Source organism: Zhongshania aquatica, assembly GCF_027257955.1.
Taxonomy (GTDB): Bacteria; Pseudomonadota; Gammaproteobacteria; order Pseudomonadales; family Spongiibacteraceae; genus Spongiibacter; species Spongiibacter aquatica.
Genome location: NZ_JANZNQ010000007.1, coordinates 39,886 through 58,648, shown reverse-complemented (window position 1 = coordinate 58,648; position 18,763 = coordinate 39,886). Strand labels below are relative to the sequence as shown.

Annotated in this window: 16 protein-coding genes; 8 read left to right on the top strand and 8 right to left on the bottom strand. The window is 48.4% G+C overall.

Annotated elements, in window-relative coordinates; genetic code table 11:
• Nucleotides 1-12: 12 nt before the first annotated feature.
• A complete protein-coding gene (locus O9X78_RS08900) occupies nucleotides 13-843 on the top strand; it encodes a CvfB family protein (RefSeq protein WP_269619287.1) in 831 nt (276 codons plus the stop codon).
• A gap of 49 nt (nucleotides 844-892) precedes the next feature.
• Nucleotides 893-1,309, top strand: coding sequence for a pyridoxamine 5'-phosphate oxidase family protein (locus O9X78_RS08895; RefSeq protein ID WP_269619286.1), 417 nt, complete (start codon nucleotides 893-895; stop codon nucleotides 1,307-1,309).
• Between the two features lie 33 nt (nucleotides 1,310-1,342).
• Here the strand turns inward: O9X78_RS08895 and O9X78_RS08890 are convergent, their stop codons facing one another.
• Together O9X78_RS08890 and O9X78_RS08885 are read right to left on the bottom strand one after the other, a co-directional pair.
• A complete protein-coding gene (locus O9X78_RS08890; RefSeq protein ID WP_269619285.1) occupies nucleotides 1,343-4,459 on the bottom strand; it encodes an efflux RND transporter permease subunit in 3,117 nt (1,038 codons plus the stop codon).
• Nucleotides 4,456-5,598 (bottom strand): efflux RND transporter periplasmic adaptor subunit, encoded by a 1,143-nt coding sequence (locus O9X78_RS08885; protein WP_269619284.1) that lies wholly within the window; start codon nucleotides 5,596-5,598, stop codon nucleotides 4,456-4,458. The genes O9X78_RS08890 and O9X78_RS08885 overlap by 4 nt, the downstream gene beginning before the upstream one ends.
• Before the next feature lie 219 nt (nucleotides 5,599-5,817).
• Between O9X78_RS08885 and O9X78_RS08880 the strand changes: the two genes are divergently transcribed.
• Complete coding sequence (locus O9X78_RS08880; protein WP_269619283.1) at nucleotides 5,818-6,432, top strand: TetR family transcriptional regulator; 615 nt, start codon at nucleotides 5,818-5,820, stop codon at nucleotides 6,430-6,432.
• Between the two features lie 18 nt (nucleotides 6,433-6,450).
• Here the strand turns inward: O9X78_RS08880 and O9X78_RS08875 are convergent, their stop codons facing one another.
• Nucleotides 6,451-8,832 carry a CHASE domain-containing protein gene (locus O9X78_RS08875; RefSeq protein WP_269619282.1) on the bottom strand — a complete coding sequence of 794 codons (2,382 nt, stop codon included), beginning with the start codon at nucleotides 8,830-8,832 and terminating at the stop codon, nucleotides 6,451-6,453.
• Between the two features lie 338 nt (nucleotides 8,833-9,170).
• On the opposite strand from O9X78_RS08875, the gene O9X78_RS08870 reads away from it, so the two are divergent.
• The 3 genes from O9X78_RS08870 to O9X78_RS08860 are packed head-to-tail and all read left to right on the top strand — an operon-like array spanning nucleotide 9,171 to nucleotide 11,968.
• Nucleotides 9,171-10,304: an NAD(P) transhydrogenase subunit alpha gene (locus tag O9X78_RS08870; protein WP_269619281.1), complete on the top strand. Its 1,134-nt coding sequence runs from the start codon at nucleotides 9,171-9,173 to the stop codon at nucleotides 10,302-10,304.
• A gap of 9 nt (nucleotides 10,305-10,313) precedes the next feature.
• A complete protein-coding gene (locus O9X78_RS08865) occupies nucleotides 10,314-10,601 on the top strand; it encodes an NAD(P) transhydrogenase subunit alpha part 2 (RefSeq protein WP_269619280.1) in 288 nt (95 codons plus the stop codon).
• Nucleotides 10,601-11,968 carry an NAD(P)(+) transhydrogenase (Re/Si-specific) subunit beta gene (locus tag O9X78_RS08860; RefSeq protein ID WP_269619279.1) on the top strand — a complete coding sequence of 456 codons (1,368 nt, stop codon included), beginning with the start codon at nucleotides 10,601-10,603 and terminating at the stop codon, nucleotides 11,966-11,968. The genes O9X78_RS08865 and O9X78_RS08860 overlap by 1 nt, the downstream gene beginning before the upstream one ends.
• A 63-nt stretch (nucleotides 11,969-12,031) precedes the next feature.
• On the opposite strand, the gene O9X78_RS08855 is transcribed toward O9X78_RS08860, so the two are convergent.
• A complete protein-coding gene (locus tag O9X78_RS08855; RefSeq protein WP_269619278.1) occupies nucleotides 12,032-12,505 on the bottom strand; it encodes a MarR family winged helix-turn-helix transcriptional regulator in 474 nt (157 codons plus the stop codon).
• On the bottom strand, nucleotides 12,502-12,984 hold the full coding sequence (locus O9X78_RS08850; protein WP_269619277.1) for a glutathione peroxidase: 483 nt from the start codon (nucleotides 12,982-12,984) through the stop codon (nucleotides 12,502-12,504). The genes O9X78_RS08855 and O9X78_RS08850 overlap by 4 nt, the downstream gene beginning before the upstream one ends.
• 189 nt (nucleotides 12,985-13,173) lie before the next feature.
• On the opposite strand from O9X78_RS08850, the gene fliK reads away from it, so the two are divergent.
• Together fliK and O9X78_RS08840 are read left to right on the top strand one after the other, a co-directional pair.
• Complete coding sequence (gene fliK, locus O9X78_RS08845; protein ID WP_269619276.1) at nucleotides 13,174-14,472, top strand: flagellar hook-length control protein FliK; 1,299 nt, start codon at nucleotides 13,174-13,176, stop codon at nucleotides 14,470-14,472.
• Nucleotides 14,469-14,741, top strand: coding sequence for an EscU/YscU/HrcU family type III secretion system export apparatus switch protein (locus O9X78_RS08840; protein ID WP_269619275.1), 273 nt, complete (start codon nucleotides 14,469-14,471; stop codon nucleotides 14,739-14,741). The genes fliK and O9X78_RS08840 overlap by 4 nt, the downstream gene beginning before the upstream one ends.
• Nucleotides 14,742-14,749: 8 nt before the next feature.
• Here O9X78_RS08840 and O9X78_RS08835 read toward each other — a convergent pair whose 3' ends face one another.
• Genes O9X78_RS08835 through O9X78_RS08825 form a run of 3 tightly spaced genes read right to left on the bottom strand, consistent with a single transcriptional unit; the run spans nucleotide 14,750 to nucleotide 18,298 of the window.
• Nucleotides 14,750-15,550 carry an energy transducer TonB gene (locus tag O9X78_RS08835; protein WP_269619274.1) on the bottom strand — a complete coding sequence of 267 codons (801 nt, stop codon included), beginning with the start codon at nucleotides 15,548-15,550 and terminating at the stop codon, nucleotides 14,750-14,752.
• A 21-nt stretch (nucleotides 15,551-15,571) separates the two neighbouring features.
• Nucleotides 15,572-16,531 carry a response regulator gene (locus tag O9X78_RS08830; RefSeq protein WP_269619273.1) on the bottom strand — a complete coding sequence of 320 codons (960 nt, stop codon included), beginning with the start codon at nucleotides 16,529-16,531 and terminating at the stop codon, nucleotides 15,572-15,574.
• Nucleotides 16,532-16,534: 3 nt separating this feature from the next.
• Nucleotides 16,535-18,298, bottom strand: a complete 1,764-nt coding sequence (locus O9X78_RS08825; protein WP_269619272.1) for an ATP-binding protein — start codon at nucleotides 18,296-18,298, stop codon at nucleotides 16,535-16,537.
• Nucleotides 18,299-18,763 lie beyond the last annotated feature (465 nt).

Genomic DNA, 18,763 nt, shown 5'->3' with positions numbered 1-18,763 from the left:
GAGGACTACCACATGACCGCAATCGGTCGTATTAGCAGCCTTAAAGTTACCCGCAACACTCAGGCAGGGTATTATTTAGACGGCGGAAAGTTAGGCGACATATTCTTGAGTCGCAAAAACGCACCAGAAACCTGCAAGCTTGGCGACAATCTAGACGTATTTGTGCTCCACCATAGCGACGGCAGTTTGATCGCGACCACCCAAAAACCCCGGGGGCAGCTAGGCGATGTCTTGCCGCTGAAGGTCTCACAAGTAAATGACACCGGCGCGTTTCTAGATTGGGGCTTAGACAAAGAACTACTTCTGCCCTATGCCGAGCATATGGGCGAAGTTACCGCTGGCAAAACTGTACTGGTTAAAATCTATCTCGACAAAAGCTATCGTATCGTAGCTTCAATGAAACTCGATGAGTTCATTGAAGACACCGCCGCACATTTGCAACGCGGACAATCCTTTGTCGTTACGGTCGCTAACAAAACCGAGTTAGGATTTAAGGCGGTAATAGAAAATGAGTATTGGGGATTACTTTACGACAGTGATCTCGTTCGTCCTATTCGAAAAGGTGAGCAACTTACCGCCTATGTAAAAAAAGTGCGTGATGACGGTCGCGTCGATTTGAGTATTCAACCGATAATTGCCGCAGGCGGCACTGATATCTCAAGTAAAATCATCAGCCAGCTAGAAGCCAACAACGGTTTTCTAGACGTTGGGGATAAAAGCCCACCGGAAAAAATATATGCTCAATTTGGTGTAAGTAAGAAAATTTTCAAGCAAGCACTTGGTCGTCTTTACAAGCAACAACGTATAAGTATTGAGAAAGACGGGATACGTTTAATCAATTGATGATTCTCGTTCTCAAGGCATAAACAGCATGGCAGCAAAGGACAGATCAATGGATGCTTTCGCATTTTTAAACGCACAATGTAGCCCAATACGACTTGCCGTTATAGACGATGACAATTTTCCAATTGTCTGTTCTCTGTGGTTTATTGTCGACGGCGAAGACCTGCTTTGCGCCAGCCATGCCTCAGCGAAAATAATAAAAGTACTAAAGAAAAACCCCAATTGCGCCTTTGAGGTTTCGGTTAACGAATCGCCGTATAAAGGCGTTCGAGGAAAAGCTATTGCAGAGCTTGAAAGCGATTCAGACGGATTCGTGCTCAGTAAATTGCTAGAGCGCTATGTTGGAGACTCCCAGCCGGGCTTATCGAAGTGGTTGCTGAGTCGCAGCGCAGACGAATTTGCAGTCCGACTCAAAATAAAGACAATGACAACTTGGAACTACAGCGAGCGTATGCAGGGTAATTAATTACCCCGCAGGCGTATTGATGAAAATTAAGATCTATTTACTGCGGTTTAATTTCTGCCTTAGGGTCGCGAGTAACACATAGAATAGCGGCACAAAAACCGTCGCCAAAAACGTAGCCAACAACATACCGCCTATCACACCCGTACCCAGCGACATCCGACTAGCCGCACCAGCACCACTTGATAATGCCAGAGGCAAACAGCCCAAGGTAAATGCCAAGGAGGTCATCACAATTGGGCGAAAACGCAGACGGATAGCCTCGACGGCAGAATCGACGATAGACATGCCCTGACGTTGTTTTTGCATGGCAAACTCAACGATCAATATCGCATTTTTACTCGCCAGACCAATCAAGCAAACCAAGCCAATTTGGAAGTAAATATCGTTTTCTAAACCGCGCATCCACGTCGCCAAAATTGCGCCCAGCAAGGCAAATGGCACGGCGAGAATAACTGCTGCGGGAATAATCCAGCGCTCGTATTGCGCCGCCAAAATTAGGAATACCATCAACACGGCAAGAATAAATGCCTGACTTCCGGAACCACCCGATGCTTTTTCTTGGTAAGAACTACCTACCCAGCCCAGGCTAAATTCTGGACCAAGCGCTTCTAGCGCGACGCGCTCCAAGGCTGCCAAGGCGTCTCCTGAACTATAGCCCTCCGCCGGGTTGCCCAGTACTTTCGCTGCGGGAAAACCATTAAATCGGCTAACAGTATCTGGCCCAACAATACGCTCAACGTGTATCAGCGAGCGAAGCGGTACCAAGCTTCCAGAGTCGGCGCGAACATAGACTTTTCCTAAATCATCTGGCGAGCTACGAAAGCTCTCTTCAGATTGCAAATTGACCTGAAAACTACGCCCAAACAAGGTGAAATCATTTACATAAAGGCTGCCAAACGTTGCCTGCATAGTGCTGAATACATCAGCTACCGGCACACCCAAACTCAGAGCCTTTTCACGGTCCAGAATCAGACGATACTGAGGGGTGCTAATATCAAAAGTCGTATTCACCCCCCTAAGCTCCGGCTGCTTGTTCGCCAGTGCAATAAAAGCATGCAACTGCTTATCCATCTGAGCAAAATCGCTACCTCCACGATTTTGAACATAAAACTCAAACCCACCGGTGGTACTTAACCCAATAATGGGGGGTGGATTAAATGCAAACATTTGGCCGTCTAAGAGATCACTACCGAGCCTAGGTAAGGTATGTGCTAGCTCCGCAGAGCTCTGACTAGGCTTAATACGTTCATCCCAATCCTTTAGCATAATAAACGACACACCAGAGTTCGTTTTTTGCGCAGATGCCAATAGATCGAAACCAGAAAATGTCATCAAGCTGCGTACATCATCCTGCTCAAGAACTCGCTTATTCATGACATCGGTCACTGCCACCGTTCTAGACAAAGACGCGGCCGGCGGCGTTTTATAAGCCATAATAACGTAGCCCTGATCTTCGCTAGGTACCAAGCTACTAGGTACGATTTGGAATAAATACCACATCACGCCCATCAAGGCGGCAAACACACCAAGACCTATGAACCGGTGATTTAAGATTGCACTGGTTGCCGAGACATAGGCATTGCGAAGCACAGCAAACCATCGATTAAAAGCACCTAAGAAGCCTTTGTCCGTGGGCGCATGAACCTTACTTTTGAGCAACATAGAACATAGTGCTGGCGTCAGAGTTAATGCCACAACACCGGATAATATTACTGAGACTGAAATAGCGACGGCGAACTGGCGATACATCTCTCCTGTTAAACCATCCATGAAAATCACCGGCAAGAATACCGCGCACAATACCAGCACAATTGCGACAAGTGGACCTGCCACCTCTTCCATTGCCCTCTTCACCGCAGTATCCGCGTCGACGTGCTGCTCTTCCATTATTCGCTCAACATTTTCGATAACGATAATTGCGTCATCCACCACAATACCGATGGCGAGAATCAGGCCAAACAAGGTCAATAAATTAATAGAAAAGCCAACCACGTACAGCCCGGCAAAGGTGCCAATAATCGATACCGGAATGGCAAGCAAAGGAATAATAGTGGCACGAATATTCTGCAGAAAAATAAACATAACCAACACAACGAGAACCAGGGCCTCGAAGAAGGTCACAATAACTTCTTTTATCGAATGCTCTACAAAAACAGTTGTATCAAATGCGAGAGATAGCTTAATGCCTTGGGGCAATTTTTGACGAACTTCTTCAAGTACCTTCTGAGCTTGCTCGGCTGTTTCTAGTGCGTTCGCTCCGGGTTGCAAATACATTGCCACTGGCACCGCAGGCTGCCCATTAAACGCTCCCTGAAATGCGTAATCCTTTGCGCCCAACTCAACCCTCGCGACATCACCAAGGTGTAAGGTTGCGCCCGAGTTATCAGTGCGCAAAATAATATTTTCAAACTCGGCAACTGTCTCTAATCGCCCCTGAGTCGTGACTGTATAGGTGAATGGTGCCTCCTTTGCCATTGGTTCCGCGGCAAATTTACCCGCCGCGAAGTTTGCATTCTGCTCTGTAACAGCTTGGGCGACATCCGCAGGCGTCAAAGAAAATTCCGCCAAACGATCGGGTTGCAGCCAAATACGCATTGAATAATCTTTCGCGCCAAGCAACCGCGCATCACCAATACCGGGCAAACGCCGTAATTCGTCAACAATATTTAAGAGCGCGTAGTTACTTAGATAAATCGAATCATACTGTGGAGAGTCTGAGGTCAACGCATAAATCATCAAAATGCTGGTAGAACGTTTACTGACCTGAATACCCAAACGTTTAACAGCTTCAGGCAATCGATTTTCTGCTACCGCAACTCGGTTGCTGACGTTTATTGCCGCCTGATCTGGATCGGTGCCAGTCGCAAACACCACGCTAATACTCACCGTACCCGATGCAGATGCCTGGGTAGACATATACAACATGCCATCAACCCCATTGATTTGCTGCTCCAAAGGCGCCGCAACAGTCTCAGCGATGGTCTCGGCATTTGCACCAGGGTATGTCGCCGAAACAATAATTTCCGGTGGCAAAAATTCTGGATAAAGGGCGACGGGCAATCTACCAATGGCAGTAGCCCCGCCTAGTAAAATCATCAACGATATAACAATAGACAGTACCGGACGATCGATAAAGAAGCGCGCACTCACTTGCCGTCACCCTCGATATCAGACGCTTTTTCAGTGTCGCTATTTTCTACGTCAATGCTTTTACTGATCAGCTGCGGTTCGACATTGCTCGGACTTTCCTCAACGGGAAGCTCCTTCGGCGCTAACTCTGCGCCTGGCTGAATTCTGGCTACCCCGTCAACAACGATCAAATCGCCGGGCTTAACGCCCTCTTCAATAATGACACCATTAGCCGCTTCCATGCCCAAGGTCACATTTGCGATTTCTGCACGATTATCTTCGGTAACTTTGTATACGTAACTACCTTGAGCGCCTTGTAATACTGCACGCGCTGGCACAACGATGGAATTTAAGCTCATCAAACCATGCAGTTGAACCCGTAAAAACTGTCCGGGTAAAAGAATACCATCTGGGTTGGGGATAATTGCGCGCAGCTGAACTGTACCCGTTCTGCGATCGATAGCACTTTCGGTAAAATTAACCTGTCCCATATACGGGTAGGGTTCATCCTGCCCTAACAGTATTTCAACTTTGCGACTGCCCTCTTCAAATGCAAACTCGCCGCGGTCAATCATTCGACGCACGCCCAACACTAATTTGTCAGGTATGGATACATTAACCCAGAGAGGATCTAGCTGAGTTATCGTCGTTAACAGACTATTTTCAGGACCAACCAAACTTCCCTCAGAAACGGCCTCACGACTTGTTATGCCGCTAATTGGCGCCTTTACATGGGTATAATCAAGGTTAATTTGTGCGGCCTGCACCTCGGCCTCCGCTAGCTGAACCGCCGCTTTTGCAAAATCTAGATCAGATTCAGTATCGTCTCGCTCACGAACGCTGATGGCATTGGTTTTGATCAATTCCTGTGCGCGCTGCCAACGGCGTTTGGCCGCAGATAAACTGGCATTTGCCTGAGCCAGCTGCGCCTTAGCGCGGTTGAGCGCCACTTTAAACGGCGCCGCGTCAATCTCAAATAGCGGCTGACCAACGGCCACCGCCTGCCCTTCTGTATAAGTACGACTCAGAAGAATTCCTTCTACACGGGCGCGAACTTGCACCTCTTTTGAACCTACCGCTCGGCCAGGATACTGGCCACCGATAGGAACCGAATGCTCTACCGCCCTAACAACATTCACCTCCAAGGGAGGGTTTTTCATTTGAACAACGCCCTCTTTATCGCAGGCACTTAAAGTCACTGCAGCAAGAATCGTTGCGAAAATAAAATAAGAGCGAAAAGAGGAAGGAAATACCGACACTAGTATATGCCTCGTGAGCAAGGTTTAATAAGCGCTACTTTACATACATACAGGTATGTATGTAAAGTAGCGCTTATTAGAAATTAGGCTGTGCGAACAATATAAAATCAGGCCCAAAAAATGAGACGCTCGAAAGCTGACGCAAAAGTAACACGCATTCGCATCCTCGATGCCGCTGGCAAGCTCTTCGCAAGCCACGGAATCGCTCGCACAAGATTAAGTGATGTCGCGACCCTCGCTGGTGTAACCCGAGGCGCGATCTATTGGCACTTCAAAGATAAAGAAGCATTAATTGAAGCGATGATGGACAGCGTAGGTGCGCCGACTGACGCCGCATTAGAGGCACTCAGTAACACAGACAACCCAGAGATATTGTCTCTTAGCAGCCTAAGAGACATCATAATCGATGCATTTGAACGAACAAATCAACTCCCTGCGCTCGAACAAATTACTCGTTTTGTATTCCGTTATTCCCTTTGCAATGAAACAGAGGCACTGACCATTCGGATAAACCGGGACCGCGACTTAGCCATTGTCAGACTCACTCGCTTTCTAAGTAATGCGCAGCAAGCTGGCCTGATCAAATCAGAACTCAACCCCCACTGCTTAGCCATTCACGTTCGTACGCACATCGTCGGCCTATTCCATCACCACCTAAGCACACCCCCGCCGGGATTATCAACGGAATATGTGACGGCGTCTTTAGACCTATTATTGGACGGCCTAAAACCCTAGTCGAACCTGCCTAACAAACTACACAGACACCGGCACGGACTCACTCTGCTCCTTACATTCAGAGATTGCTGCAGGTAATGTGATCTTAAAGCACGTGCCATGATCAGGCTCGCTGGTCACCGCAATACGTCCCCGCAATTGTCGCCGCACAATATTGTATACCACGTGCAAACCCAAACCCGTTCCACCACTGCCACGCCGCGTAGTATAGAAGGGCTCAAATATTTTCTTTTGGTCCAGGACTGGAATTCCTTTACCGTCATCGCTAAAGCGCAACACCACCTCATCTGAGTGACGACTGACTTGAAGCTTTACATGCCCATTCTGACCGTCAGCAAAGGCATGAATAAGACTGTTATTTAGCAAGTTAATTACTACCTGAGCGAGGCCGCCAGGCACCGTTCGAATAGTTATATCAGGAGAGCACTCCAATATAACTTCGTGGCCACTTTTACGATAACTAGGTGCCACATGCACGAAAACATCGGCCAAGTAATCGTGTAAATTGATTGCCCTAGCCTCTACTGTCTCCTGATCCACTGAGACCAGTTTAAAACTGCTTATAAGCGTGCCTGCACGCTGTACGTTTGTTAACACTATGTGCGAAGCATCTCGCATTCGCAGCAATAATTCAGTTGCAGAAGTGGGGGCTTCGCTATCTAGCAATAGCGTGTTCAATTTCGCAATATCATTTTGCAGCGTAGACTCAGCTGTAATGGCGATGCCTAGGGGCGTATTTAACTCATGGGCGAAGCCGGCGACAAGCCCACCCAGCGAAGCCATTTTTTCCGATTCAATCAAATGGTCTTGGGCCTCCTGAAGCTTTAAAAACATCTCGTTTAGCCGCTTCCTTGCAGATTCAGACTCGTACTTTTGCCCTGTCAGCACCAGCAACGCCATGCCCAAGAGCCCCGTAAACAATAATCCTGAAACCAACAAAATCCACGGCACCATTGAGCGACTCCCAACAATGAATCGCTGATCGGCCGTCAACTCAAGAAGCCATTCTGCATTTGCAAAATGCAGTACCGCTGCGTCTGAAAACAATGCTTGCCTTGCTGAATCAGCATTTTTTTCAAATAGGCGTCCACCACCAACGATAGATATCGACGCTGAGATATCGCCTAAGGATTCCGTTGACAGCAAGACGCTCATTAAATCAGGAACACGAAACACACCAGAGACATAGCCATGCAGCGCTGGCGTATCGACAGAAGCAACCTTAACGACCGGTAAGTACACCACCAAACCTAACTGGTCTTGTTGATCTTGAACTAAGTGAATTGGCGCGGTGGTTGCCGGCCGATTTCCGATGGTGGCATTTGCAAGCGCACTACGAACCGTATCCCGCGAACTAATATCAAACCCTAAAGCCTTCGCGTTGCTGGCCATTGGTTCGATATATCGAATTACCACGTAATCTTCTTTATTGTGCTGCGGAACCAGATTCTGCTCATTATTACGGCCAGTAATAATGACTGGCCTACCCCGCTCCTCGCTCATCAGCGACTCAAAGGCTGATCTATTCGCGGAAGAGACCCTAGGAGTCCAGGCGATAGCTTGAAAGCCTTTATTGCGCTCTAAAAATCCTTTCGTGAAAGCCTCAAATTCAGTCGCTGTGACCTTGTCCGAGACCTCCAATAGCGATTTAACCGCGTATAAATTCTCAATGTGGGTATCTATAACTGACTGTGCCCGGTGGATTATCTGACTACTGTAACGACTAAATTCGTCTTGTTGCCGACCGAGTTCCCAACGGCTTCCCAATATATACAAGGCGACGACAAGTACTGAGGCGCCGACCAAGGCAAGCGGTAAGATTCGACTCCGAGTTCGCCAAATTTCACGAGGTTCAGCAAAATAAACAAACATCAGTACGGCAAAAATCATTACGCCCAGCCCGTCACCAACCCACCAAGTTAGCCAGTTAAAAATAAAATTCTCAGCGGGTAATAATCCGGCAAGGAGTAATGTTACGGTGCCAACTGAAGCGTTCACTGCGCAACCAAATCCGCAGGCGAATAGCGTAAATTTTAATACGTCGCGAACACTATCAAGACAGAGGGGATACCCAACATAACGCCTGACTAAGTATGCGCCTGTGACAGCTTGCAGGGCGGCTCCAGAGGCAATAACAATTGGTACAACAAATCCGGACAATAGTGTGAGCAAGGACTGTGATGTATCTGGCGGTGCATTTAAATTAACAAAAAATGAACCAAGCAAAACGCCGGGCCAAAGTACATAGCCGCGCAACAAAATGGCAGCTAAAGCGACTCCAGCCGCAGGCCAGACTGCGGTTGCGTAACCTGGGGGAATGGCAAGTAGGAGTGCCAATTTGCCGCACAAAAAATATGCTGCAGCAAGAATTACTATAGAGACGTACTTAACACTAGGCATTCATCACCGACGTTAAAAGTGCACACCCCATTATCAGAACCCTAGCCAAAATCCTATATCGACACATTTTGTGCTCTCGGATCAAATAATCGTTTATTCTTTTACCGCAGCAGTTTAGTGCTCTAACCCCGCACTTAACCATAAGTAGATCTGCCTAAGAAGCGCTCTAACAAGCCAACTATCACGCCAAGATATAGCGCTATCATACTAATTTATAGCAGTTTTATCCTCATTGAGCCCTCAGTCAATCAACACTTTAATCGCATCTTTAGGCTAGTTGTAATATCCTACGCGGCTTTACCCAAAATCAAATTGTTAACCACAATGGATCTACAAAGATGCTCATAGGAATCCCAAAAGAACTCGCGAGCGGTGAAAACCGTGCAGCGATCATTCCGACAGATGCCAAAAAGCTAATCAGAGCCGGCGCAACGATTCAAATCGAAGCAGGCTTGGGCTTAGGCAGCGGCTTTAGCGACGAGGAATACATCGAAGCTGGCGCCACTGTTACCGCTGACCGCAACGCCGTGCTGGCCAGTGCTGATATTATTTTACGTATCAGCAAGCCAACACTAGACGAAATTGGACAGATGAAATCGGGCTGTATCCACATCAGCTATTTAGATCCGTTCAACGAGCACAGCTTGATCAAAGCCTTCCGTGATGGCGGCGTTAGCGCAATCAGCATGGAAATGATTCCACGCAGTACCCGCTCGCAAAAGATGGACGCACTGAGCTCGCAAGCCAGCTTGGCCGGCTACGTGATGGTATTACTCGCCACCACTAAACTGCCTCGCATCCTACCGATGATGATGACACCAGCCGGCACCTTGAAGCCGTCTACAGTGTTCATCATTGGCGCTGGTGTTGCTGGCTTGCAAGCGATTGCAACAGCAAAACGTCTTGGCGCTAAGGTTGTGGCGTTCGATACGCGCTCTGTCGTTGCCGAGCAAGTGCGCTCGCTAGGTGGCAAATTCTTAGAAATCGATCTTGGCGAAACCGGACAAACCAAAGATGGTTATGCCCTCGCCTTGACTGACGAGCAGATGAAATTGCAGCTGGAAGGTCAGAAAAAGCAAATTGCCGAATCTGACATCGTTATTACCACCGCACAGCTATTTGGCCGCAAGCCACCCGTGCTGGTCACAAGCGACATGATCAAGGGCATGAAACCCGGCTCCGTGATCGTCGATATGGCGGCGGAAAGTGGTGGCAACGTTGAAGGCTCAGTAGCCGGCAAAACCGTAGTAGTTGATGGCGTGACCATCATCGGTGACGGCAACTGGTCCAACTTTGTTAGCCGCGATGCAAGCCAAATGTACTCCGCCAACCTGTTCAACCTCGTTGATGAAGGCTGGAACGGCGATGACAAGAAAATGGTTATCGACATGGAAAACGATATTCTGCAAGGCTGTGTGATTACCCACGGCGGCGAGATCGTTAACGAAACCATTAAAAACCTGATTAACTAGGAGAAGATGATGGAAATAGTATTTCTCGCTTTCATCTTAATGCTGTCTATATTTTTAGGCTTTGAGCTGATCAATAAAGTCCCCGCAACACTGCATACGCCGTTAATGTCGGGTTCTAACGCCATATCGGGTATTACCCTCGTCGGCGCATTAACATCCGCAGGTGCTGAGCACTCTGGTCTAGCCACTATTCTTGGCACCGTTGCAGTTGCAATGGCAACCATCAATGTTATCGGCGGCTATATGGTTACCGACCGCATGCTGGCAATGTTCAAGAAAAAAGGGAGCGCTAAGTAATGGGTATTGAATTACTAGTTAACCTGGCCTATGTGGTCGCGGCCGTTCTGTTTATTTTTGGTCTTAAAATGCTGGGCTCTCCAGCGACCGCCCGTAAAGGTAACTTAGTGTCTGCACTAGGTATGTTTATCGCGGTTGTAATTACGCTGCTCGATCAAAGCATCATTGATTACAAATGGATTCTCGCCGGTATTGTGGTTGGTGGTCTGATTGGCGCGGTTATCGCCCGTCGTGTTGAAATGACCGGCATGCCCGAAATGGTTGCCCTATTCAACGGCTTTGGTGGCGTTGCCAGCTTACTCGTTGGCTGGGCCGCGCTTTATGGCTTTGAAGCCAATGTCTTTGAGATGATCACTATTATCCTGTCGATTCTGATAGGTGGTGTGACCTTCTCCGGCAGCATGGTGGCATGGGGTAAACTCAGTGAGCGCATTTCTGGTAAACCAATGGTATTTGGTGGCCAGCGCGTGTTTAACATCCTTTTGATTGTCGCAATTATTGCGTCGTCAGCGATGTTTACTATTTACCCAGAATCGCACCTTTACCTGTATCTAGTTATTGGTTTGTCGTTGCTGCTCGGTATCATGCTGGTTATTCCTATCGGCGGCGCCGATATGCCGGTTGTTATTTCGCTTCTGAACAGCTATTCAGGTTTGGCGGCATGCGCGGCAGGTATCGCGATCAACAACATCATCTTGATTGTGGCCGGTGCACTGGTTGGTGCCAGCGGTATTATCCTGACGCAAATCATGTGTAAGGCGATGAACCGCTCGCTGAGCAATGTCTTGTTCAGCGGCTTCAGCGCCGTGTCTGCAGGTGGCGCAGCTGCTAAGATCGAAGGCGAAGCCAAGGCCATGACCGCAGAAGACGCCTACTACGTGCTCGAAGCGGCTGCTAGCGTTGTCATCGTACCCGGTTACGGTATGGCAGTTGCACAGGCACAGCACGTGGTAAAAGAGTTGCAAGAGCTTCTCGAAAAGAATGGCGCCGAAGTGGTGTACGCTATTCACCCTGTTGCTGGCCGCATGCCTGGCCATATGAACGTTCTGCTTGCAGAAGCCGACGTATCTTATGACCTGCTGCTTGAAATGGACGCAATAAACCCGCGCATGGAAACCTTTGACGTGGCGATTGTTATCGGCGCCAACGACGTTGTTAACCCCGCCGCACGTGAAATGGAAGGCAGCCCAATTTACGGCATGCCGGTCATTAACGTCGACATGGCACGCAATGTATTCGTTATGAAACGTTCAATGGCATCTGGATTTGCTGGTATCGACAACCCGCTATTCTTTAAAGAGAACACGCGGATGTTGTTCGGTGATGCAAAAGAAATGCTAGGCAATATTATTAAAGCGTTTAACTAAGCTCAGCTTAGAAAAAAACGGGCTCCTAGGAGCCCGTTTTTTTTGCCCTAAAAATTGCAGGCTCTACTCCACACCCTCGTCTACTTGACCACTCAATGCGGGTAATAAGCGATGCAGTATTTCCTTAAGCTGCAGTAAATCGCCCTCTTGAACCGCCAAGCTACTCAATAAGGCCTCTGGAATACACTCGCAATCATCCCGCAGCCTTCTTCCTAACTCGGTAAGGTAAAGCACCACAACCCGCTCATCAGCCGTATCGCGGCGTCTGGCAATCAAACCCTGTTGCTCTAACCGCTTTAATAGCGGCGTCAGCGTATTGGTGTTTAACATGGCGCGCTCACTGACCACTTTCACAGCACATGGCGCACGCTCCCAGAGAATCATCATGACAATATACTGAGGGTACGTTAGCCCCAATGGCGCCAATTTATCTTGGTACAAACGGGTCATCATTCGCGACGCCGCGTACAAAGGAAAACACAGCTGATTATCCAATTGAAGCTGCGGCGGTATCGTCCCCGAAGCCTCTGCACTCATGCGGCTAACGCAGCCTCAATGTCTGCAACAATGCTTTCTGGCTTTGTCGTAGGCGAAAAACGCTTAATAGCAACACCGTCTTTACCGACTAAGAACTTAGTAAAGTTCCACTTCACCGCATTACTCAAAGTACCTGGTGCCGCCTTTTTCAAATAAGCAAACAATGGATGGGCGTTCTTGCCGTTAACATCAATTTTTTCAGTGATCGGAAAACTGACGCCATAATTCATCAGGCAACTACCTTCGATGGCGCTGGCATCGCCGGGCTCTTGGTTGGCAAATTGATTACACGGGGCACCCAGTATTACCAATCCCTTATCCTGATATTTGTCATACAACGCCTGCAACCCTTCATATTGTGGTGTTAAGCCGCATTTGCTCGCTGTGTTTACTACAAGTACAACCTTGTCTTTATAAGCAGACAAATCTAAAGGCTTACCCTGCAAGCTAGATATCTCAAAATCGTATAGTGTTGTCATATCCGTCTCCAATATTGAAGTTTATCTGGGCAAAATCACTTACCGCCTATCGCCATTAAAGCAAAATATTCTATCTCACGCAATTATATCGCGCACGATATAATTAAATTAGTACTCAAGCACGGAGATACTTTGTCGATAAGGTATATACCTAGCTGACACACACGGTTTTTGGACGCACAATCCAGTATGGTTATTATTAATCCCAGCTTTGCCACCCAACCCGCTGCGCTCAACCGCCCTTCTGGGCCCGCGCCCGTGCTGGCAATAGACAGAGTACTAACAGCGGTGGTTGTTGGCCAACGCGCTGAGCACCTCTATGAGCTGGCTTCCGGTAATCTCCGAATGATGGCAGAAAGCCAAACGGCACTTCGCCACGGTGAAAAACTACTTCTCCAAGTTACTGGCAAAGACCACAAACAACGGCCGCAGCTACAAATCTTAAAAGCAGAGACTGGCTTAGTTAACAGTCAATTGCGTGCAACACTGCCACAACAACAAAGCGCAAACCAACTCTTAGCCAATCTCAGTAAACTAAGCACTATGCCGCAGCAACAATCACTCGCTGGGCTTGGTAAAGAATTCATTGGCGTTCTGCCTGACAAAGCCCAATTAAGCGACCCAGCCGGTCTTCGCCAAGCGATAATGCAGAGCGGCCTCTTCTTAGAAAGCCAAATTATAAAAGATACCCTGTCTAACCGAGATTTAAAGCGAGCCCTGCTCCGTCTAAGCCACCAAATTAGTCAGCAATTAGACGGTGCAAAGAGCGAAACCAATATCGAGAAAGCCGATACCAAACACCCGCCACTAGCCAAAGAATACTCACCGCAAACACGTCTAGCGCCACTACCCAGCGAACATATGGCAACAAAGACCGCAGTAGAAAGTTACGTGCAAAGCGCCACAGCTAAACCAAAGAGCGAGGAACTGCCGGGCCAACTTCACCCCCAAGGCAGGCAGGTCGCGAGCCTAAACAACTCCGATTCTGACATTGAAATACTGCAACAAATTCTACGCGACGTGCGCGGCACTATCGCAAGACAGGAATCTCATCAGCTATTGCACTTGCAACAAAGCGACAAGCAACAAACCCAATATATGGTTGAACTGCCAGTACGTGGCAGCGACGGTATTGATGTTTGGCAACTCCATCTTCAAAAGTTTAGCCATGCAGAAGATGATCAAAATGCGCCAGATACCCCTCAAAAAGACAAACAAGACCAGCATAACTGGACGATAACACTGAGCTTCGATCTACCCGGACTTGGTCCGTTTCGGGCTCGCGTCTCTCAGCAACCTGATTTAAATATTCATTTTAGCGCGGATAGCTCAAATACCACTGAACTCATAAAATCACAATGCCATGAACTCGTACAGCGATTAGAGGATCAGGGAATAAACGCACAAAAAATTGAATGTCGCAGCGAACCGATAAGTGTTGATTCATCACCCTCTTACTCTCAATCACTACTGGATACCCAAGCATGAGTAACAAGCCAGGTGAAATTGCCGTGTCATTGCATTACGACGGCCACAATGCGCCGGTTGTTAGCGCCAAAGGTGAGGGAGAGATTGCACGTCAAATACTAGAAATTGCCACCGAACACGACATACCAATCTATCAGAATAGCCAATTGATACAATTGCTATCGCGGGTTGAATTGGATAATGAAATACCGAGGGAACTCTATATCGCGGTAGCCGAAATCATCGCCTTCGCCTACCGCTTAAAAGATAAAATACCAGCAAACTATTAAGAATGCTGTTACCGCTTTAGTCGCCAAGTAAACCGCACCTGCGCTAAAGAAGGTACCGCTTCACCATTTCGATTCGCGGGCTCAAATTGGCAGCGGGATATTGCCGACAAGGCGCGGTAATCCAGCCGACGGGTACCACTGCTCTCAACAATCTCGCCATCGCTGGGCTTACCCTCGGCATCAACAGAAAACGACATTGTTACTGTACCCTGCTGCCCAAATCTCACCGACTCCTCTGGATACTCAGGTCGCTCGCAACTATTCCAATCTATACTTGCTGGCACGACCACTAATGCCGACTCTTTCGCAGATGAGGGTTTTGCGACCGACTTCTGTGAATCGATAGTAGGCTCATTCACTTTCGCGACCTTTTCACGAACCGTCGCCAGCGCCAATTGACGCTCTTTTTCCGCATTTTGCGCTCGGGCTTCGGCCACCTCAGCCGCCCTCGCTGCCGCCTGCGCCGCCGCTTGCGCTAAAGCCAAGGCTTCAGACTGCTGCTGCATTGTCGCCATTTGCGCTTCTTGACGTAAATTTTGCTCGCGCTGACTAAACTCCCCCTCCAAACGGCTCTGCCACTCAGCAAGAACGGCCTGTTCTTCTGACTGCAGCTTTTCATCTCCCTGCACCGACGCTACGTTTGAGACCGAATTTTTTTCAGCTGTAAACGTTGGCGCATCATCGCCTGACAATAACCAAGCAGCTAGTCCCGCCGCTGCGCATACACATAGCAAGGCAATCGCAATAACAGACTCGGCAGACTGACCAGGCCCCTGCTTACGCTCCAGTGTGCCAACCGCATCATTCATTCAGCCACCCCCTCACAGTGCTCATGCCGTCAAACCAAACAAACGTCCAATGCGTTGGAACATTCCGCGTCGATCTGCTTCTGGTGGCGGGGGCGCTGTGGCCTCTGCTGCAATCCGCAGAGTTTGTGCGGGGTGTTTTTGCAGTATTTCAAAGCGACGCATGGCCAAATTTACACTGCCCCGCAGCAAGCCTTCGCTGACCGGTTTACTGAGGAAACGGTATATTTGGCCACGGTTAATGAGATCGATGCCCTGCTCGGCATCTGACTGCGCCGTTAATACGATTGCCACCAAACTTGGATGGTGCTGACGCAAGGCACTCAACAAATCAGTAACCACTTCACCCCCCACGGCAATCTCGGTAACAATAACCCCTATTTTGTGGCGCTCCAACAGATCCAAACCTTCATCGAGATTTGAGGCGGTGAAAACTGAACGCTCAGCACCTAGCACCCGCTGCAAGGTAGTGCGGGTCTTTTCATCATCATCAAGTATTAATGTGCCGACATCGTCGACGCCGGGCACATGAACCCGCGCCGTCAAGTCTTCTTCTGGAGCAACTGTTTCTTTCACATAATCAATCGCCGACGCTTTAACAGCGGCCGCAATAGTTGACCGCAGATCGACGTTAGACCAGGGCTTGTTAATAAAACGGAAGATTTCACCGTCATTGATTGCCGCGAGAATGGCACTCAGATCAGAATAACCCGTCAACAACACTCTAATCGCGCGAGGCCGAAGATCCTTTGCCAAACGCAAAACCTCCACCCCTGTCATTTCTGGCATACGCTGATCACTAACGACCACATCAACATCACCCTGACGCAGGATCTCGAGCGCTGCCTCGCCTGACGCGGCGGTAACCACGTCGTAATCCCGTCTAAATAACGCCTTTAAAGCGATAAGAATCCGCGGCTCATCATCGACAAACAAAATTCGCGCGCGGGGCTCTTCCGCCGGATTATCTACGGTGGTATTCATACTTTATGCGTCTCCAAGTACGACAACATCCTGCTCCGATGAACTGGCTGTGTTTTTATTCACACCTGCCACCGGCAAGCTAATAAAGAACTCCGTTCCCTTGCCAACTTCGGACTCAACTCTAATAGTGCCGCCATGATCCTCAATAATTCGGAACACAATCGACAAACCTAGCCCGGTTCCCTTACCAACTGGCTTAGTGGTGAAAAACGGTTCAAATATATGGGCACGGGTTTCTTCGTCCATGCCGCTACCGGTATCGCTGATCGCGACTTGTACATTATCGTTTTCGATACTAGTTCGTATGCAAATCTGCCCCTTGCCATCCATCGCTTGGGCAGCATTGGTAATCAGATTGAGAAAGACTTGGTTTAATTGCGATGGCGCGCAGCTAATCTCAGGAAGGTCTGCAAACATCCGTGTCACTTTCACACCATCTTTAAGCTGGCTATTACAAATTTTAAGCGCCGTCTCAATGCCTTCGTTTAAATCAAACAGCTGCGACTGGGATCGATCCACCCGACTGAAGTCCTTAAGACTCATAACTAACTCGGCAATCTGCTTTAAGCCGTATTCAGTATCGGCTAGCAACATGTCAAATTCAGCGACACTCTCGGCATCCACCTCTCCGTCCATCGCCTGCATCGACTCTCGGACAATTTCAACATTGCTTGAGGCATACCCAAGGGGAGTATTAATTTCATGGGCAACGCCCGCGACCATTTGCCCGAGGGAGGCCATTTTTTCTGACTGAATCAATTGCCCTTGCTGCATTTTTAAATCATCAAGAGCCTTACTCAATGCTTGGGTGCGCTTATCGACTATCTTCTCCAAATTCACGTTGGAGTTTTGCAGCTCACTGTTCAGTGTATCTAGTGCCGCAAAACTTGAGCGAAGGCGGATAGCGATCACACCAAAGGCCAGTAATAATGCCACCGCATAAACCGCGAGGGTTTGCCGATAGCTACGCGCCGTACTTTGCAAATTGTGGAAGTGGTTTTCATAAGCGGTACGCAAATCGTATAGCGCGCCGCCCGTTGGCAAGGTATCAAATTGCTCAGTTAGCTCCTGCAACTGATCCGAGGCACTGCGCAGCGCATCAACGGTATTCAATATGTGACGAAGAGCACCTCGCTCCGCGTCAGAATCAAGCTGGGCCTCAGCGGCAACAAGATCACGACCCAGCTCATCGATATAACTGCCGTTTGTTGGCGCAGACTGGATTCCGTAGGCTGTCGCCTCTCGGAGAACAGACATGATATTTTGACGCAGCTCGTCTGAATCATTCACCGATGGGGCATTTAAAAGCGATATACCAGCAACCCGTAAGACAGTGAAATGCTGAGCCAATCGCGCTAATTTTGCGGAGTAATCATTCAGTAAACTGAGTTTTGCGGAGGCCACACTATTGTATTTATCGAGAGCCGCACTAATCGCTTGAGACAAGCCCGCCAAACTCGCTTTACCACTGCTGATGGCTTCCTGCGCCACAGTAAAACGGTCGCGTGCCAGTTCCAACTGCTGGGGGCCGGAGTCAAGGGACAAACGTCCGCGTGCAATCTGCTGATTAAGCTCCGCGTCCGCCTTTGCCGCTGTATCCAGCTGTTCGAGACGAATTATATGCAGCCCCGTTTCTAGGGGATTACGCAAGGTTTTCCATAATAGAAATGTGATTAAACCTAAAGCCAATGTAATAGCTAACAGGGCAATAACACGCTGCATAGAAAACCCCCGCACAACAGTGCGAGACACACCCATTTGAACCATAAAGCTCTTCTTATTATTTTGCGTATCACTTTTCGTTCAACAGCAATCACTGACACAATGAATGAGCAGCGATCCAGTTAAAATCGAAAGTCATACTTTGAAGTAAGCACCCACGCTATTTTTATATTTATATCACGGCGAAGAATAAAAGCTGCCAGAGCAAATGTCTAGCGTTTCTCTAAAAACAGCCAACAAGGAATAGTGTTGACATTACAGACACTTAGACAATACTACTCGATACGAGCACACCTAAACCTAGGACATAATTACACTTTACACTGATCAATAAGGCCAAATACAAAACAAATACGGGAGGCTACTGACGGCTTCAATACAGTCCATTTGACTAGGCTAACAACGGAAATTGGTGAAAATAAACACTTAAACTTAGCCAACGCTACTCAAAAAGGCCCCGTAAAACTGAGGTTACGGTATTTTCTGCAAGAAATAAAAAAGGCCACTCAA

Bases quoted from the DNA above. Each gene is read 5' to 3' on its own strand.
- O9X78_RS08860 (WP_269619279.1), top strand. From the start codon at position 10,601: ATGGGTATTGAATTACTAGTTAACCTGGCCTATGTGGTCGCGGCCGTT.
- O9X78_RS08895 (WP_269619286.1), top strand. From the start codon at position 893: ATGGATGCTTTCGCATTTTTAAACGCACAATGTAGCCCAATACGACTT.
- O9X78_RS08900 (WP_269619287.1), top strand. From the start codon at position 13: ATGACCGCAATCGGTCGTATTAGCAGCCTTAAAGTTACCCGCAACACT.
- fliK (WP_269619276.1), top strand. From the start codon at position 13,174: ATGGTTATTATTAATCCCAGCTTTGCCACCCAACCCGCTGCGCTCAAC.
- O9X78_RS08870 (WP_269619281.1), top strand. From the start codon at position 9,171: ATGCTCATAGGAATCCCAAAAGAACTCGCGAGCGGTGAAAACCGTGCA.
- O9X78_RS08830 (WP_269619273.1), bottom strand. From the start codon at position 16,531: ATGAATACCACCGTAGATAATCCGGCGGAAGAGCCCCGCGCGCGAATT.
- O9X78_RS08885 (WP_269619284.1), bottom strand. From the start codon at position 5,598: ATGAAAAACCCTCCCTTGGAGGTGAATGTTGTTAGGGCGGTAGAGCAT.
- O9X78_RS08865 (WP_269619280.1), top strand. From the start codon at position 10,314: ATGGAAATAGTATTTCTCGCTTTCATCTTAATGCTGTCTATATTTTTA.
- O9X78_RS08880 (WP_269619283.1), top strand. From the start codon at position 5,818: ATGAGACGCTCGAAAGCTGACGCAAAAGTAACACGCATTCGCATCCTC.
- O9X78_RS08840 (WP_269619275.1), top strand. From the start codon at position 14,469: ATGAGTAACAAGCCAGGTGAAATTGCCGTGTCATTGCATTACGACGGC.
- O9X78_RS08875 (WP_269619282.1), bottom strand. From the start codon at position 8,832: ATGCCTAGTGTTAAGTACGTCTCTATAGTAATTCTTGCTGCAGCATAT.
- O9X78_RS08850 (WP_269619277.1), bottom strand. From the start codon at position 12,984: ATGACAACACTATACGATTTTGAGATATCTAGCTTGCAGGGTAAGCCT.
- O9X78_RS08835 (WP_269619274.1), bottom strand. From the start codon at position 15,550: ATGAATGATGCGGTTGGCACACTGGAGCGTAAGCAGGGGCCTGGTCAG.
- O9X78_RS08825 (WP_269619272.1), bottom strand. From the start codon at position 18,298: ATGGTTCAAATGGGTGTGTCTCGCACTGTTGTGCGGGGGTTTTCTATG.
- O9X78_RS08855 (WP_269619278.1), bottom strand. From the start codon at position 12,505: ATGAGTGCAGAGGCTTCGGGGACGATACCGCCGCAGCTTCAATTGGAT.